The 13,955-nt window shown below is 72.7% G+C and carries 16 protein-coding genes; 11 read left to right on the forward strand and 5 right to left on the reverse strand.

Going from position 1 to position 13,955, the window contains the following annotated elements; all coding sequences use genetic code 11:
- The first annotated feature begins 59 nt into the window (after window positions 1-59).
- The 9 genes from AB0J57_RS13600 to AB0J57_RS13640 all read left to right on the forward strand — a co-directional run bounded on the left by AB0J57_RS13600 (window position 60) and on the right by AB0J57_RS13640 (window position 9,010).
- A complete protein-coding gene (locus AB0J57_RS13600) occupies window positions 60-1,319 on the forward strand; it encodes a wax ester/triacylglycerol synthase domain-containing protein (protein ID WP_366128248.1) in 1,260 nt (419 codons plus the stop codon).
- 170 nt (window positions 1,320-1,489) lie between these two features.
- On the forward strand, window positions 1,490-2,653 hold the full coding sequence (locus tag AB0J57_RS13605) for an FAD-dependent oxidoreductase (protein ID WP_366128249.1): 1,164 nt from the start codon (window positions 1,490-1,492) through the stop codon (window positions 2,651-2,653).
- Between the two features lie 84 nt (window positions 2,654-2,737).
- Complete coding sequence (locus tag AB0J57_RS13610) at window positions 2,738-3,052, forward strand: (2Fe-2S)-binding protein (protein WP_366128250.1); 315 nt, start codon at window positions 2,738-2,740, stop codon at window positions 3,050-3,052.
- The gene (locus tag AB0J57_RS13615) at window positions 3,033-4,580 is read left to right on the forward strand and encodes an NAD(P)/FAD-dependent oxidoreductase (protein WP_366128251.1); all 1,548 of its coding nucleotides are present in this window, start codon (window positions 3,033-3,035) and stop codon (window positions 4,578-4,580) included. The genes AB0J57_RS13610 and AB0J57_RS13615 overlap by 20 nt, the downstream gene beginning before the upstream one ends.
- 74 nt (window positions 4,581-4,654) lie before the next feature.
- Window positions 4,655-5,563, forward strand: a complete 909-nt coding sequence (locus AB0J57_RS13620) for a dihydrodipicolinate synthase family protein (protein WP_366128252.1) — start codon at window positions 4,655-4,657, stop codon at window positions 5,561-5,563.
- A 20-nt stretch (window positions 5,564-5,583) separates the two neighbouring features.
- Window positions 5,584-6,588 (forward strand): proline racemase family protein, encoded by a 1,005-nt coding sequence (locus AB0J57_RS13625; protein ID WP_366128254.1) that lies wholly within the window; start codon window positions 5,584-5,586, stop codon window positions 6,586-6,588.
- The gene (locus AB0J57_RS13630) at window positions 6,585-7,967 is read left to right on the forward strand and encodes an aldehyde dehydrogenase family protein (protein WP_366128255.1); all 1,383 of its coding nucleotides are present in this window, start codon (window positions 6,585-6,587) and stop codon (window positions 7,965-7,967) included. Before AB0J57_RS13625 ends, AB0J57_RS13630 begins: the two co-directional genes overlap by 4 nt.
- Before the next feature lie 52 nt (window positions 7,968-8,019).
- Window positions 8,020-8,706: a GntR family transcriptional regulator gene (locus AB0J57_RS13635; RefSeq protein WP_366128256.1), complete on the forward strand. Its 687-nt coding sequence runs from the start codon at window positions 8,020-8,022 to the stop codon at window positions 8,704-8,706.
- 151 nt (window positions 8,707-8,857) lie between these two features.
- Window positions 8,858-9,010, forward strand: a complete 153-nt coding sequence (locus AB0J57_RS13640) for a hypothetical protein (RefSeq protein ID WP_366128257.1) — start codon at window positions 8,858-8,860, stop codon at window positions 9,008-9,010.
- 15 nt (window positions 9,011-9,025) lie between these two features.
- On the opposite strand, the gene AB0J57_RS13645 is transcribed toward AB0J57_RS13640, so the two are convergent.
- The 4 genes from AB0J57_RS13645 to AB0J57_RS13660 form a co-directional block, all read right to left on the reverse strand.
- On the reverse strand, window positions 9,026-9,586 hold the full coding sequence (locus AB0J57_RS13645) for a hypothetical protein (protein WP_366128258.1): 561 nt from the start codon (window positions 9,584-9,586) through the stop codon (window positions 9,026-9,028).
- A gap of 301 nt (window positions 9,587-9,887) precedes the next feature.
- Complete coding sequence (locus tag AB0J57_RS13650; RefSeq protein ID WP_366128259.1) at window positions 9,888-10,151, reverse strand: hypothetical protein; 264 nt, start codon at window positions 10,149-10,151, stop codon at window positions 9,888-9,890.
- A gap of 87 nt (window positions 10,152-10,238) precedes the next feature.
- Window positions 10,239-10,481: a hypothetical protein gene (locus tag AB0J57_RS13655; protein ID WP_366128261.1), complete on the reverse strand. Its 243-nt coding sequence runs from the start codon at window positions 10,479-10,481 to the stop codon at window positions 10,239-10,241.
- Between the two features lie 4 nt (window positions 10,482-10,485).
- The gene (locus AB0J57_RS13660; protein WP_366128262.1) at window positions 10,486-11,340 is read right to left on the reverse strand and encodes a DUF5994 family protein; all 855 of its coding nucleotides are present in this window, start codon (window positions 11,338-11,340) and stop codon (window positions 10,486-10,488) included.
- On the opposite strand from AB0J57_RS13660, the gene AB0J57_RS13665 reads away from it, so the two are divergent.
- Both AB0J57_RS13665 and AB0J57_RS13670 read left to right on the forward strand, forming a co-directional pair.
- Window positions 11,308-11,832: a DUF5994 family protein gene (locus tag AB0J57_RS13665; RefSeq protein WP_366128263.1), complete on the forward strand. Its 525-nt coding sequence runs from the start codon at window positions 11,308-11,310 to the stop codon at window positions 11,830-11,832. The two genes, AB0J57_RS13660 and AB0J57_RS13665, sit on opposite strands and share 33 nt — an antisense overlap.
- Before the next feature lie 176 nt (window positions 11,833-12,008).
- On the forward strand, window positions 12,009-12,788 hold the full coding sequence (locus AB0J57_RS13670; RefSeq protein ID WP_366128264.1) for a YhjD/YihY/BrkB family envelope integrity protein: 780 nt from the start codon (window positions 12,009-12,011) through the stop codon (window positions 12,786-12,788).
- 93 nt (window positions 12,789-12,881) lie between these two features.
- Here the strand turns inward: AB0J57_RS13670 and AB0J57_RS13675 are convergent, their stop codons facing one another.
- Window positions 12,882-13,550 (reverse strand): hypothetical protein, encoded by a 669-nt coding sequence (locus AB0J57_RS13675; RefSeq protein ID WP_366128266.1) that lies wholly within the window; start codon window positions 13,548-13,550, stop codon window positions 12,882-12,884.
- Between the last annotated feature and the right edge of the window lie 405 nt (window positions 13,551-13,955).

The raw sequence follows: 13,955 nt of genomic DNA on the forward strand, positions 1-13,955 counted from the left end.
ACCGCCGTCCGGTGGTCGCGCCTCGCACCGACCCCGCGGAAGCACGCCGAGGAACGACCATGGCGCCCCACCCCGAGAAGCTGTCCTTCGCCGACGAGGTACTGCTCCGCAACGGCTGTCCAGGCGTGGTCGGCATGGCGGCGGTCTTCGCGGGAGACCCGCCCGACCTGTCCGACGTACGGGATCGGGTCGCCGAGCGGTGGGGTGTGCTCAAGCGCATGCACCAGGTGCTCGAACATCCCCGCGCCGACGCCCCGGACGCGCGCCGGGGGCTGCGCGGAACCCCGCGATGGACGGTGACCGGCCCATTCGATCCGGACGTCCACGTGCTGGACTCTCCGGCCAAACTGGAAGACCTGTGGGGGCACAGCACCGACCGGCCGCTTCCGGCGGGACTGCCCCCGTGGCGCCTCTACCTCGTGCCGGGCGTGCCGGGCGGGGGCTTCGCCCTGTCCCTCATCGCCCAGCACACCCTCATCGACGGCCGCTCCTTGCAGACACTGCTGTGCACGTTGATGGACGGCACCGCGCCGGCTCAGTTGTCCGGCCGGCCAACTCGCCTGCCGCGGGCAGGGCTGCGTGACGTGTGCGGGGAGATCCGCGCCCTGACCGCTCCCGGTCGGGCGCTTCCCATGGACGAGCCGACCGGGGCATGCCCGTCCGTGGCGGTGCTCGGCCTCCCCTCGCACCTGGTGACCGCCGCACGCCGGCCGCGAGCCGACGGCCGCCGTGCCAGTCTGAACGAGCTGCTGCTGAGCGCGGTGGCCGGTGCCCTGCGCGGCACGTTCGGCCCGCCCGGGCAGTGGCCGGGGGAGGGCGGTGCGGTCTACTCGGCGGTTCCCTGCGATCTCCGCACGCAGGAGAATCTCCGCGAACTGGGCAACATCGTCACCGCTGTCCGCGTCCGGGTGCCGGTCGACGCGGCCTCGCCCGAGGCCCGGCTGAGGCAGTCGCAGCTCATGCTGGAGGACGTGCCCGCCCGGGCCGCCGCGCACGCCGTGATGTTCTCGCTGACGAGCGCGGTGCGCAGGATGTGCCCCTGGGCGACCAGGCTGGCCACCGGGCGCGGGTACCGGCCCTCGTACATGGCCACGTCCACCACCGTCCTCAGATGGCATGACGCCCCCAGCACCTTCTACGGACGGGACTTCCGCCAGGGCATCGTGCTGCCGCCCCTGCACCGCCCGGGCAACGCGAGTTTCGCCGCGGTGAAGACCGGGGACGCCCTCGCCCTGACGGTGGTCTGCAACATGCGCCCCGGTGAGGCCCGGGTGCTTGGCGAGGCCGTCATCGCGGAGCTGGAGGTCTTGGCCGGATGACGGCCGGAGTGCGCCGGCGGCCCTGAACCGGCGGCAGTGACGGCGCGGGCCTTGGCCAACACCGGCTCACCGGCCCTCCGTTGGCGACCCGTGTCCGAGGCGGTGTGCCGCGCCGGTGCGATCGGTCGAGGGGTCTTGGCAACGCCAGTGCAATGTGAAATGTTACTGCCGTGCTCAAGGGAAACACGTCGGACGTCATCGTCGTCGGAGCGGGCGTGGTCGGCGCTGCATGCGCCTACTACGCGGCTCGGGCCGGGCTCACCGTCACCGTGATCGACCGGGGCCCCGTCGCGGGCGGCACCACGGGCGCGGGTGAGGGGAACCTCCTGGTCTCCGACAAGGAGCCCGGCCCCGAACTCGAACTCGCCCTGCTCTCCACCCGGTTGTGGCGAGAGCTGGGCGAGGCGATCGCGTCCGCCGTCGAGTACGAGGCGAAGGGGGGACTCGTGGTCGCCTCCGCCGAGTCCGGCATGGCGGCGCTGCGCGCCTTCGCGGCCGGGCAGCGTGCGGCGGGCGTCGTGGCCGAGGAGGTCCCGGCGGACGGGCTGGGCGAGTTGGAGCCCCACCTCGCCCCCGGTCCGGCGGGCGGCTTCCACTATCCGCAGGACGCCCAGGTGCAGCCCGCGCTGGCCGCCGCCCATCTGCTGCGGGCGGCGGGGGAGCGGGTGCGGGTGCGGCTGGGCGAGGAGGTCACCGGCCTGCTCACCGGGGCGGCGGGCGAGGTCCGCGGCGTCCGCACCGCGAAGGGCGAGGTTCATGCCCCGTACGTGGTCAACGCCGCCGGTACCTGGGGTGGCGACCTCGCCCGGCTCGCCGGGGTGGAGCTGCCCGTCCTGCCCCGGCGGGGCTTCGTCCTGGTCACCGAGCCACTGCCGCGCGTGGTGCGGCACAAGGTGTACGCCGCCGACTACGTCGCGGACGTCGCCAGTGGCTCGGCGGCGTTGCAGACCTCCGCCGTGGTGGAGGGGACCCCGGCCGGCCCGGTCCTGGTCGGTGCCAGCCGCGAGCGGGTGGGGTTCGACCGCTCGCTGTCCACCGAGGTGCTGCGGCGCCTGGCGCTCGGGGCCACGGCCCTGTTCCCGGTGCTGGCCGGCGTGCGGGTGATGCGGACGTACGCGGGTTTCCGGCCGTACCTGCCGGACCACCTCCCCGCGATCGGCCCCGACCCGCGCGTACCCGGGCTGCTGCACGCCTGCGGCCACGAGGGCGCGGGCATCGGGCTCGCCCCGGCCACCGGCCTCGTGATCGCACGGTGCCTGACCGGCGGCGAACCACCGGTCGGCATCGCCCCGTTCGACCCGGCCCGGTTCGGGCCGGCGCCCCGAGCCGGCTGACCCCCCCGCCCGGGTCCCCTGTGTGCGAGACCCGCGGTCCAGACCCGTACAAGACGACACCCGCTGGAAGAGAGGAGGCCCGCCGTGGCCCGTACCCCCGCCGAGCTGGTCGGCGCGCAGCCCGGCCCGCCCTTCGAGATCACCCTGGACGGCCGGCCGGTACCCGCGCTGCCCGGGCAGTCCGTCGCCGCCGCGCTGTGGTCGGCGGGCATCCTCGCCTGGCGCACCACGCGCGTGGGCGGCCGGCCACGCGGCGCCTTCTGCGGCATCGGGCAGTGCTACGACTGCCTCGCCACCGTCAACGGCACGCCCAACCGCAGGGCCTGCCTGGTCCCGGCCCGTCCGGGCGACGCGATCACCACCCAGGAGGGACACGGCCGTGCCGGGCTCAGCGTCTGAACCGTACGACCTCGCGGTCATCGGCGCCGGACCGGCCGGGCTGTCCGCGGCCGTCACCGCCGCCGAATCCGGCCTGTCGGTCGCTCTGCTGGACGCCTCCGCCCACATGGGCGGACAGTTCTACCGGCACCCCGCCGCCGCTCTCGGAGCCGTACGCCCCGAGGCCCTGCACCACGACTGGCCGGTCTTCGCCGATCTGCGCCGCAGGCTCGAACCGAGCGGCGTCAGCCGCCTGGCCGGGCACCACGTCTGGTCGGTGACCGGGGAGGAAGGCCGCTGGGCGGTGCACGCCGTGACCGGGGCGGACGGCGACGAGGAGCGGCCCGTACGCGTGCGTGCCCGGGCGCTGCTGCTGACGACGGGGGCGTACGAACGTCAACTCCCCTTCCCCGGCTGGACCCTTCCCGGTGTGGTGGGGGCCGGAGGCGCGCAGGCGATGCTCAAGTCCGGGCTGGCGCTGCCCGGCATTGCGGCATCCTCTCTTCGAGCGAAGCCGAGAGCTCGGGGAAGGGTCGTCGTCGCGGGGAGCGGACCGCTGCTCCTCGCCGTCGCCGTCTCGCTCGCCGCGGCCGGGGCCCGTGTCCCCGCCGTGGTGGAGGCGTCCGGCTATCTGCGGTACGCCCGCCATCCCCGCGCGCTCGCCGCCAACCCGCACAAGCTGGCCGAGGCGGTGGTGCACGGGGCAGCGATGCTGCGGCACCGGGTGCGCCCACTGCTGCGCAGTGCCGTCACGCACGTGCACGGTACCGAGCGGGTGGAGGCGGTGACCGTCGCCCGGCTCGACCGCGACTGGCGGCCCGTGCCCGGCTCGGAGCGGCGCATCGCGTGCGACGCCCTCGCCGTGGGACACGGCCTGGCCCCCCAGATCGAACTCGCCACGGCACTCGGCTGCGCCACCCGCCGCACCCCGGACGCCACAGCCGCCCTCGTCCTGGACGGACTTCAGGAGACGACGGTGCCCGGTGTGTGGTCGGCGGGCGAGACCGGCGGCGTCGGCGGCTCCCGACTGGCCATCGTCGAGGGGGAACTGGCTGCGCTCGCGATCGCCGCCCGGCTGACCGGGCGGAGTGGGCCGAGCCAGGGGAGGCGCGCGGAGAGGCTGCGCCGCCGGCGCGACCGTCTGCGCGCCTTCGCCGACGCGCTGGCCGCCTGTCACGCGCCCGGAGCGGGCTGGCCGCAGTGGCTTCCCGACGACACGGACGTGTGCCGCTGCGAGGAGGTCACCGCCGGGCGCGTCCGTGAGGCGGTCACCGAGCTCGGTGCCCGCGACGCCCGGACCGTCAAACTGCTGACCAGGGCGGGTATGGGGTGGTGCCAGGGCCGGATGTGCGGGGCGGCCGTGGCCTGCCTCGCGGCGGGCGGAGGCGAGGTGCCGCCGCCCGCCGAACGGCGCCCGTTCGCCGTCCCCGTCCCGCTCGGCGCGCTCGCCGGGCTGGACCCGGCCACCGTTCCCTCCGACACGGACGCGGCGCCGGACACGTACGCGGACGAGGACACGGGCGCGGACACGGAAGCGGACGACGACTGACCCGGCGTGCCCCGGCCGGGGGCAGCCTTCGCCCCACCAGTGAAATGTCACACGCCATAGAAAGGTTCACCGACATGACCGCCACCACCTGGAACTCCGCCCACCCCTGGCGCGGCATCATGGTCGCCACCGCCCTGCCCCTGTGCGCGGACCTGTCCGTCGACTACGACGCGTACGCCGAGCACGTCGCCTGGCTGATCGAGAACGGCTGCGACGGCGTCGTCCCCAACGGCTCGCTCGGCGAGTACCAGACGCTGACCGACGAGGAGCGCACCCGCGTGGTGCGTACCGCCGTCGAGGCCGCCGGCGACGGCGCACGGGTGATGCCCGGCGTCGCCGCGTACGGCAGCGCCGAATCGCGCCGCTGGGCCGAGCAGGCCGCCGAGGCGGGATGCGGCTCCGTGCTGCTCCTGCCGCCCAACGCCTACCGCGCCGACGAGGAGGCCGTACGCGCCCACTACGCCGAGGTCGCCAAGGCCGGTGTCCCGGTCGTCGCGTACAACAACCCCATCGACACCAAGGTCGACCTCACGCCCGGTCTGCTCGCACGGCTCCACCAGGACGGGACCATCGTCGCGGTCAAGGAGTTCACCGGCGATGTGCGCAGGGCGTACGAGATCGCCGAGCTCGCCCCGGACCTCGACCTGCTGATCGGTGCCGACGATGTGCTTCTCGAACTCGCCCTCGCCGGCGCCGTGGGCTGGATCGCGGGCTACCCCAACGCCTTCCCGACCACCTGCGCCGCCCTCTACCACGCCGCCGTCTCCGGCGACCTGGAGACGGCCGTCCCGCTGTACAAGTCGCTGCACCCGCTGCTGCGCTGGGACTCCAGGACCGAGTTCGTCCAGTCCATCAAGCTGTCCATGGACATCGCCGGGCGCCACGGCGGCCCGGTCCGCCCGCCGCGCGCCGCGCTGACGGGCCCGGCCGAGGCCGCGGTACGCGAGGCGACCGAGAAGGCCCTCGCCCACGGCCACCACTGACACGCCGCGAAGGAGCCGTCATGCGCACCCGCCACGTATTCCACGCCGTCGACTCGCACACCGAGGGGATGCCCACCCGCGTGATCACCGGTGGTGTCGGGGTGATCCCCGGCGCCACCATGGCCGAGCGGCGGCTGCACTTCATCGAGCACCTGGACCACTTCCGTACGCTGCTGATGTACGAGCCGCGCGGGCACGCGGCGATGAGCGGCGCGATCCTCCAGCCCCCCACCCGCCCCGACGCCGACTACGGCGTGCTCTTCATCGAGGTCTCCGGGCTCCTGCCGATGTGCGGACACGGCACCATCGGGGTGGCCACCGTGCTGGTCGAGACCGGGATGGTCCCGGTCGCCGAACCGGTGACCACCGTGCGCCTGGACACGCCCGCGGGCCTGGTGAGTGTGGACGTACACGTCGAGGACGGCGCGGCGAAGTCGGTCACCCTGACCAACGTGCCGGCGTTCTGCGCGGGGCTCGGGCTCAAGGCCGAGGTCCCGGGGTACGGGTCGGTCGGCTACGACCTGGCGTTCGGCGGGAACTTCTACGCGTTCGTCGGACTCGACGCGCTGGGGCTGCCGTTCGACCGGGCCCGCAAGGACGACCTGCTGGCCGCCGGGCTCGCGATCATGGACGCGATCAACCGGTCGCCGAACCGGCCGGTCCACCCCGAGCGCCCGGAGATCGCGGGCGTCAAGCACGTCTACCTCGCCGCGCCCGGATCGGACGCCCGCCGCTCACGGCACGCGATGGCCATCCACCCGGGCTGGTTCGACCGCTCGCCGTGCGGTACGGGCACCTCGGCCCGGATGGCGCAGTTGCACGCCCGCGGCGAACTCCCGCTGGAGCGGGACTTCGTCAACGAGTCGTTCATCGGCACGGAGTTCACCGGCCGGCTCGTCGCGCAGACGGAGGTCGGCGGGGTGCCCGCCGTCGTACCCGCCATCACCGGTCGCGCCTGGATCACGGGCACCGCCCAGTACTTCCTGGACCCCGACGACCCCTTCCCCGGAGGCTTCCTCCTGTGACCACCCACCTGGACACCCTCACCTCCCGCAGCCCGGCCGACCCCTCCGACGTCCTCGTGCGGATCCCGGCTCCCGGGGCCTTCGCCGCGGTGGACGCCGTGGACCGGGCACGGGCCGCACAGCCGGACTGGCAGGCGTGCGGGGCGGCCACCCGCTCGGCGGCGCTCACCGCGGTCGCCGACGCCGTCGAGGCCGCCGCCGGCGAACTGGCCGCGCTCGCCGTACGCGAGGTGGGCAAGCCGCTCACCGAGGCCCGCGCCGAGGTCGCCCGTACCGCCGCGATCTGGCGGTACTACGCCCAGGCGCCCTACGAGCCGACCGGCGCCGTCCACGAAGCGGCCGCCGGAGCCGGACTGCTGCTGAGCCGGCGCCGCCCGCACGGGGTCGCCGGGCTGATCACCCCGTGGAACTTCCCGTTCGCCATCCCCGGTTGGAAGGCCGCACCGGCCCTCGCGGCCGGCAACGCGGTCGTCCTCAAGCCCGCGCCCGAGGCGACCGCCTGTGCCCAGCGCCTCGCGGAGATCGTCCAGCGGGCGCTGCCCGCCGGCGTGTTCACCGTCGTCCCGGGCGGTGCCGTCGAAGGCAACGCGATCATCTCCGCCGCCGACGTCATCTCCTTCACCGGCTCGACCGCCGTCGGTCAGGCGGTCGTGCGCGCCGCCACCGGCCGGGGCGTCCCGGCCCAGGCCGAGATGGGCGGCCTCAACGCCGCGATCGTCCTTCCGGACGCCGACATCGGGCAGGCGGCGGCCCACATCGCCGCCGCGATCGCCGGATACGCGGGCCAGAAATGCACCGCCACCAGCCGCGTCATCGCGGTCGGCACCGCGCTCGACCCGCTGCGCGAGGCGCTGGCCGAGGCGCTGCGGGCCGTCCCGGTGGGTGATCCGGCCGATGCCGCGACCGTGTGCGGGCCACTGATCAGCGAGCACGCCCGTGCCCAGGTCCTGGACGCCTCGCACGGCCTGCGCACGCTCGTCGGAGGGACCGTTCCGCACGGCCCCGGCTGGTACGCGCCGCCGACGTTGGTCGAGGAGGTACCGCCCGGACACCGGCTGCTGCGCGAGGAGGTCTTCGGCCCCATCGCCGCCCTGCTGCCGGCCGATGACCTCGCCCATGCGGTGCGGATCACCAACTCCGTCCCGTACGGCCTGGTCACCTCCGTCCACACCGCCGATCTGAACACGGCCCTGACCGGTCTCGACCGGCTGGACACCGGCATGATCCGGATCAACGCGCCGTCCAGCGGCGTCGACTTCCACCTGCCCTTCGGTGGCACCAAGGCGTCCAGCCACGGCCCCCGAGAGCAGGGCCGCGCCGCTCTGGAGTTCTACACCTCCAGCCGCACGTACACCCTGTCACCAGCAGGAACAATGTGACATTGTATTCTGGCGGTCCTGTTCGGGTACGGAGAGAACGCCGGGGGACCCCATGGGCCATCTGATCCACCGCGACCTCGGCGCCACCCGTGAGCGGCTGCGCGACCAGGTGGCCCACGCCCTGCGCGCCGCCCTGATCTCCGGCGAACTGCGGCCGGGGCAGGTCTATTCGGCACCCGCGCTCGCCGAGGACTTCGGCATCTCGGCGACGCCGGTGCGCGAGGCGATGCTCGACCTCGCCCGCGAGGGCCTGGTCGAGCCGGTCCGCAACAAGGGCTTCCGGGTCACCGAGGTCGACGACCGCGACCTGGACCAGTACACCGAGATCCGGTCCCTGATCGAGGTGCCCACGGTCGGCCGGGTGGCCCGCACCGCCCCCCGCGCCGACCTGGAGGCGCTGCGCCCGGTCGCCGAGGAGATCGTGCGCGCCGCCCGTGAACACGACCTGATCGGCTACCTGGAGGCGGACCGCCGCTTCCACCTGTCCCTGCTCGCCCTGGCGGGCAACGACCGGCTGGTCGAAGTCGTCGGCGACCTGCGCAAGCGCACCCGCCTGTACGGCCTGACGGCCCTGGACGAGCGCGATCGGCTGCTGCCCTCCGCCGAGGAGCACCTGGAACTGCTGGACCTGATGCTCGCGGGCGACGCGAAGGCGGCGGAGGAGTGCATGGCCAAGCACCTCGGCCACGTCCGCTCGATCTGGGCCAAGCCCGATTCCGCCGCGCCGGCCGACCGGTAGCGACCCACCGTCCCCCTGGACCACGCGGTGCCGCGCGGCACTCACTCCGTCACGGGCACCCGGAGAGGGCGGCCGGATCACCGCGGTGCTCAGCGGGTGCCCTGGTGATCGTGGACGGGGGTGCTGGAAGCGACGTGGTTAGCATGGGCGGATGAGCGACGACACGTCGGATGACGCCCCCGGCCGATCAACGCCCTCGCGGTCCGGAAGGCCCGTGTCGCTGCGTACGCTCAGGCGCGCGACCCGGTGGGAGGCGTTCGCCCTTCTCGTTGTCCTGCTCGTCCTCGTCTTCGCCTTCGCCTAGGTTTGAGACTGGCGCTCAGACGTTTGTCCAGGCGTCGAGGAAGGCTTTGCGCCCATCGGTACTGGCAGATTTGTGGTCGGCGTGCACGATGCGCCAGGCGGTGAGTTCGAGGTCGCGGAGCCATAGTTCACCGATGACCTGTGTCTTGAGGTCGGGCAGATGGTCGGACTCGGCGAGTGCCTGTCCGATCACCTCCCCGGCCGCCATGCGCTGGGGCGGGGTCATCTCGTCCACGGCCGAGAGGATCTGCCGGGCCAGACCGGCCCCCTCCCCGGCCAGCGAACGCAGGACCAGCGCCTTGATGTTGGCAGGCAGCAGGTAGGCGGTGCCCGAGGACCTCCACAGGTCGGACCAGAAGTGTTCGCCTGCCTCGGTGGGGGCGGGGAGCGCGGCCAGCAGGCCGAGGAGGTGCGCGGTGGCGGCGTAGCCGTCGGAGTGGGCCGCTGCGATCACCGCGATATCGGCGACCCGCTCCACGTCGAGACGGCTCGCCTCGAGGTGTGGAGTCAGGCCCAATCCATGTTCCAGTTGATGTGCGAGGGGGGCGGATGCGTGGGAGCGGAACTCGGGAAGCATCGGCGGTCCTTGGGCGTAGGCGAGCGGAGGAGCCCTGCTCGGGAGCCTTGATCGTGCCCATGGTGAGTCGGCGTTACACGACGTATCCAGGCCCAACTGGTGGCGGATTACGTGGACCGGAACTCACGGGGCGGCGGAACCGGCCAAGTCGCGGCCAAGTCCGGCGATGCCGGCTCGTCGTTGGTGGTGTCGACGCAGACCGCTTCGAGGACGCCGATCTTGTGCCGCTTCGGGCGCTACCGGCCCGGCGCCGATGCGCCCCCAGGGTCCGCTCGCGCAAGGTCGCCACGGGTGCAGCGCTTCACATCTCGTCCGTCCGCGTACGGTCGTCCTCGGACGACCGACTGGTGGCCAGCCAGGATCGCGCGGGCTCTGCCGCGTGGGTGGTGTCCACGGTGAGGTGGAGGCGGGTTCCGCCGGGCACGGTGTCGACGGGGTAGCTGCGCTGTTCGGTGGCGGCGAAGCAGCGACGGAGGACCTCCGCGACCTGCCGGGCGGTCTCGGGGGACGAGGCGACGATGCGCACGTCGGCGTGCCCGTGAGCGGGCAGTTCCGGTGACTTCATGGGGACCTCGTTCATCGGGAAGGCCTGGTGGGGTGGGTGTGACGACGTCGCGCCACACCCACCGCGTCCGGTCGGGGAGTGCCGGTGTCATCCGCGGCCCCCGGCACCTTGATCGCGGTCGTCGGCAGTGGGCGATCCGGCGGGTTCTTCCGGTCGGGCGGGTTCTTCCGGTCGTCGGTTCCTGCCGCGCGGCCGGCCGATTCCCGGCAGGGCCTCGCTGTAGCGGAAGGCCGCGATCCTTGCCTCGTGCTGTGCGTTGAGCCGGTGGATGAGGATCATTCCCGCGCCGATCACGGCGATGATCAGAGCCACGGTGATGATGGTTCCCACGTCCTCACCTCCCTCGGGCGGCGTCGAGGAGCCCGATCGGGCTCCCGCCTGCCGAGCTCGCGCCGCCGTCGGTTTCCCAGTCTTCCTCCCGGCTTCGGGCCTCCGTCCCCTCGCGGGCCGAGTCCTCGTCGGCCAGGAGCTCGCTTGCGGTGAGCAGGCTCCCCGGAGCGGCAGCGGCGGACATGAGCCGGGTGGCTGTGGCGGCATCGGCCTCCGGCGGGATCACCAGCAGGTCCATGCGGCCTCTGGCGTAGGAGAGGAGGATCAGCTTGTGCGGGTCCTGCTCGTCGGCGAACCAGCCCACGTGCACGGTGTGCCCGGTCACGGGCACCTTGCGCGGGATCACGGGCCAGTGGGAGGGGTTCACCGTGACACGAGTGACCCGGCCCCAAGGTGCGTCCAGCGCGTCCGTGAGGGCGGGGAGTTCACCGGAGAGGTCGCGGGAGCGGGGCCACCAGGCACCGTCCAGGAGACCTGGAACCGAGCCCGCCGGAACCAGTGACAGACGAACCGGTGACGAGGGCACGGGCCGCTCACTGATGGTTGTACGTTCGATGGTCGCGGTCATCACGCGGACCTGCCTCCGGGCTCGTCTTCGACGTCCCGGTGTTGTTGCTCGCCGAGAACGGCGCCGGCGTCGGAGCCGGCGTGCGAAGTACTCCCGGTGCCTCCACTCTACTCCGGACGACGGTCGGTGGATGGGCGTATGACCAGGCACTTTTCCTGGGGAGCGGGGCCTTGCGGGCAGCCGGTCGGAGTACCGTGAGAAGACGAGGTCACATCGTTCGGCGGAAGCGCCGAACCTCCGCAGACGGGCGGGCACCCCATGGCCGACTCCGACGACCCCCGCGTCTCCCATCTGCTGCCGGACGCGATTCACCAGGCCGTGAGGCCCGGAACGGTGCTATTGAGGCTGGAGACGACACACGCCCGCGAGGGAATCCTCGACGGCGCGTGGTGGCCGCGTTCGCGTGACATCGGCACCGAGCTTCCGGGCCTGGTCGGCGCATTGACCGAGCATCTCGGCCCGGTCACGCGGGTCGGCCTGGACACCGGCGCCTGGGAGAAGTTGCCGACCCGTCTGATCGTCGACGACCACATCGTGCACATCGACTCCTTCCCCGTCGGTGACGACACCGTCCTCATCACGCGCGGTGACCGGGACCACTTCTCCCTGCTCGTGGTCCCGCCGCACGCGACGCCCGACGCGGCACGCGCCGCGATGGCCAGAGCCGTACGGGCCGACAATGTCACCGAGGCAGCACAGATCCTCATCGACACCGGAACGCACCGAAGACGCGCGATTCCTGTCGAAGAGCCGCGGCCAGGCCAGGAGCGCCGCGAAAGGTAGAGGAAGCCGTTGGGCGGCACTGTGCGGCGTGTGGTGGCATCCCGTCAGCCCGCCTCGGTTCACCCGCGGAAGCCGGCGCCACCACGCGCCGCGTCCTCGCGCGACATCGCCGGCGTCCGTGGTAGTCGACAGGCATGCCAATGCCTTCCGGTGCCCCGGACCATGTCTCCCTGTACATGCGGCTGCGCCGCGTGATCCGCCGTTCGCCGGCGGGGCGCGGGTGGAGACGGGGCACCGATCTGGAACTGTTCCAGCGTGCGCTGGGCTTCGCGGCGCTTGGCTTCCTCACGCTGGTGCCACTGCTGCTCATCGTCTCCTCCGCTGATCCGCAGCACGGCCGGGGCTTCGCGCAGTGGCTGAGCGAAGGGCTTGGCGTTTCGGCGGCCTCCAGGGGACATGTCGAGCGGCTGTTCGCGCCCGCCGGCCAGGCTCTGAGGACGACGACCGCGTTCGGCATCGCAGCCCTCGCCGCTTTCGGGCTGAGTTTCTCCGCGGCTGTGCAGTCGGGCTTCGAGAAGGTCTGGGGTCTGCCCTCGGCCCGTTGGTGGGCCAGGTGGCGGCATGTGGTGTGGCTCGCCGTGCTCACCGGCTACCTCTTCGCCTCGGCCACGACGTTGCGGAGCCACACCCCGACGGGCGCGCTCATCGCGGTGGTGAGCGCCGTCCTCTTCTTCTGGTGGTCACAGCGGATGCTGCTCGGTGGGCGAGTCCGCTGGCGTGCCCTGTTGCCCGGCGCGGTGGCGACGGTGCTCGGGCTGCTGGGCCTCAGGGTCTTCTCCCAGCTTGTCTTCTCGCCCCTGATCGCCTCCAACACTGTCAGCTACGGCCCGTTCGGCACCGTCCTGGTCGTCCAGTCCTGGCTGATCGGTGTGGGCGTCGTCGTCTTCGGCGGAGCGCTCGTCGGCCGCCTGGTGCACGAGGAAATCGTACGAGTTGCTCTGAAACGGCGTCATTGAACCGGCACCGCGTCGAATGCAAACCATGGACGGCCCGGTAGAGCCGGAGCGGCTTGCCCGGGGTCCTGCGGACATGGCTGTCAGCCGAGGTCGTCAGGTGTACAGCTCTCGTGCGGAGCCGGTGTCCCGCGGCCTGAAGTCCGGTGTGGTGTAGGCGAAGTTCAGCACGGTACGGCGCAGGCCGGCGCGGGTGAGCGGGGTGACGCGGTGTGCTGTGGTGTCGCTGCGCAGGAGGTAGGCGTCTCCTGGCCGGTGATGGACGCTCCGGGCCGTCGGCGTACGGAGGTCGTCCAGGTGCCGTGTGCCGGGCACGTACTCCAGCAGCCCGCCGTCCGCCGTCGACGCCGGGGCTTCCAGGAAGAGGACCAGGGCGTAGGGGTAGTCGTCGGTGTGGGCGCCGTGGGTGTCGCCCTGTCGGTGCAGGATGTTGAGGACGTGTCTCTCGACAGGGTCGGCGACGGTCACGATGTTCTCGCCGGTGAGCCGGCTGACCAGGCGGACCATGGCGTCGTCGGCGTAGAGCCTGGGGATGAGAGCCGACTGCCGAGCGATCACCTGACCGCCGAGTGTGGTCAGGTGGCGGGGTGATCCGTCCATGCACTCCATGGTGAAGTCCCGCCGCCTGCCTGCCTTCTCCAGCCGCAGGGCTTCCTGGCGTAACAAGGACAGCAATGATGGGTCGAGCAGGCCGTGCAGCGGCACGTATCCGCTGTCACCGAACCGCTCGCGCGCCCCGATGCCGGGGGAGGGGATGCGGAGCACTCGTGGAACCCTTCCTGGCGGGCGGCAGACGGTTGAGTCCGTGCCCGGATTGGTCCGTCCTCACGCGGGCGCGCGACAAGCTGGCTTGAACCCGTGCGCCCACCGGGACCGCCATCCGTGCGTCGAGTCCATAAGCGGCGAACTCGATGTCGTCGATCAGGTCGCGGGCTGGTCCGCAGTCATGGCTGGTCAAGATCGGACTCGGTCCGTCCGGACCACGCCATGTGCAGGCGCAGGCGCACGGTCCCCTGGGCCGGGCCGGCGAACTTCGGCAGCTCGGCCGGAAGACGCCGGGCGAACCGGGCGCGGCGGAGCTGAGACCAGCGTGGTGGTCCTGCCCGGGGCCGCTGTGCCTGTCTCAGCCGTCCGCCGTCGCGGTGGTCCGTTGCGGTGCTCCAGCCGTGA

Origin of the sequence: Streptomyces sp. NPDC049837, assembly GCF_040674455.1 — a bacterium.
Lineage (GTDB): Bacteria > Actinomycetota > Actinomycetes > Streptomycetales > Streptomycetaceae > Streptomyces.

Coding starts and splice junctions, on each gene's coding strand:
- AB0J57_RS13600 (WP_366128248.1), top strand. CDS start 60: ATGGCGCCCCACCCCGAGAAGCTGTCCTTCGCCGACGAGGTACTGCTC.
- AB0J57_RS13620 (WP_366128252.1), top strand. CDS start 4,655: ATGACCGCCACCACCTGGAACTCCGCCCACCCCTGGCGCGGCATCATG.
- AB0J57_RS13625 (WP_366128254.1), top strand. CDS start 5,584: ATGCGCACCCGCCACGTATTCCACGCCGTCGACTCGCACACCGAGGGG.
- AB0J57_RS13635 (WP_366128256.1), top strand. CDS start 8,020: ATGGGCCATCTGATCCACCGCGACCTCGGCGCCACCCGTGAGCGGCTG.
- AB0J57_RS13640 (WP_366128257.1), top strand. CDS start 8,858: ATGAGCGACGACACGTCGGATGACGCCCCCGGCCGATCAACGCCCTCG.
- AB0J57_RS13645 (WP_366128258.1), bottom strand. CDS start 9,586: ATGCTTCCCGAGTTCCGCTCCCACGCATCCGCCCCCCTCGCACATCAA.
- AB0J57_RS13650 (WP_366128259.1), bottom strand. CDS start 10,151: ATGAAGTCACCGGAACTGCCCGCTCACGGGCACGCCGACGTGCGCATC.
- AB0J57_RS13665 (WP_366128263.1), top strand. CDS start 11,308: ATGGCCGACTCCGACGACCCCCGCGTCTCCCATCTGCTGCCGGACGCG.
- AB0J57_RS13660 (WP_366128262.1), bottom strand. CDS start 11,340: ATGGGAGACGCGGGGGTCGTCGGAGTCGGCCATGGGGTGCCCGCCCGT.
- AB0J57_RS13670 (WP_366128264.1), top strand. CDS start 12,009: ATGCGGCTGCGCCGCGTGATCCGCCGTTCGCCGGCGGGGCGCGGGTGG.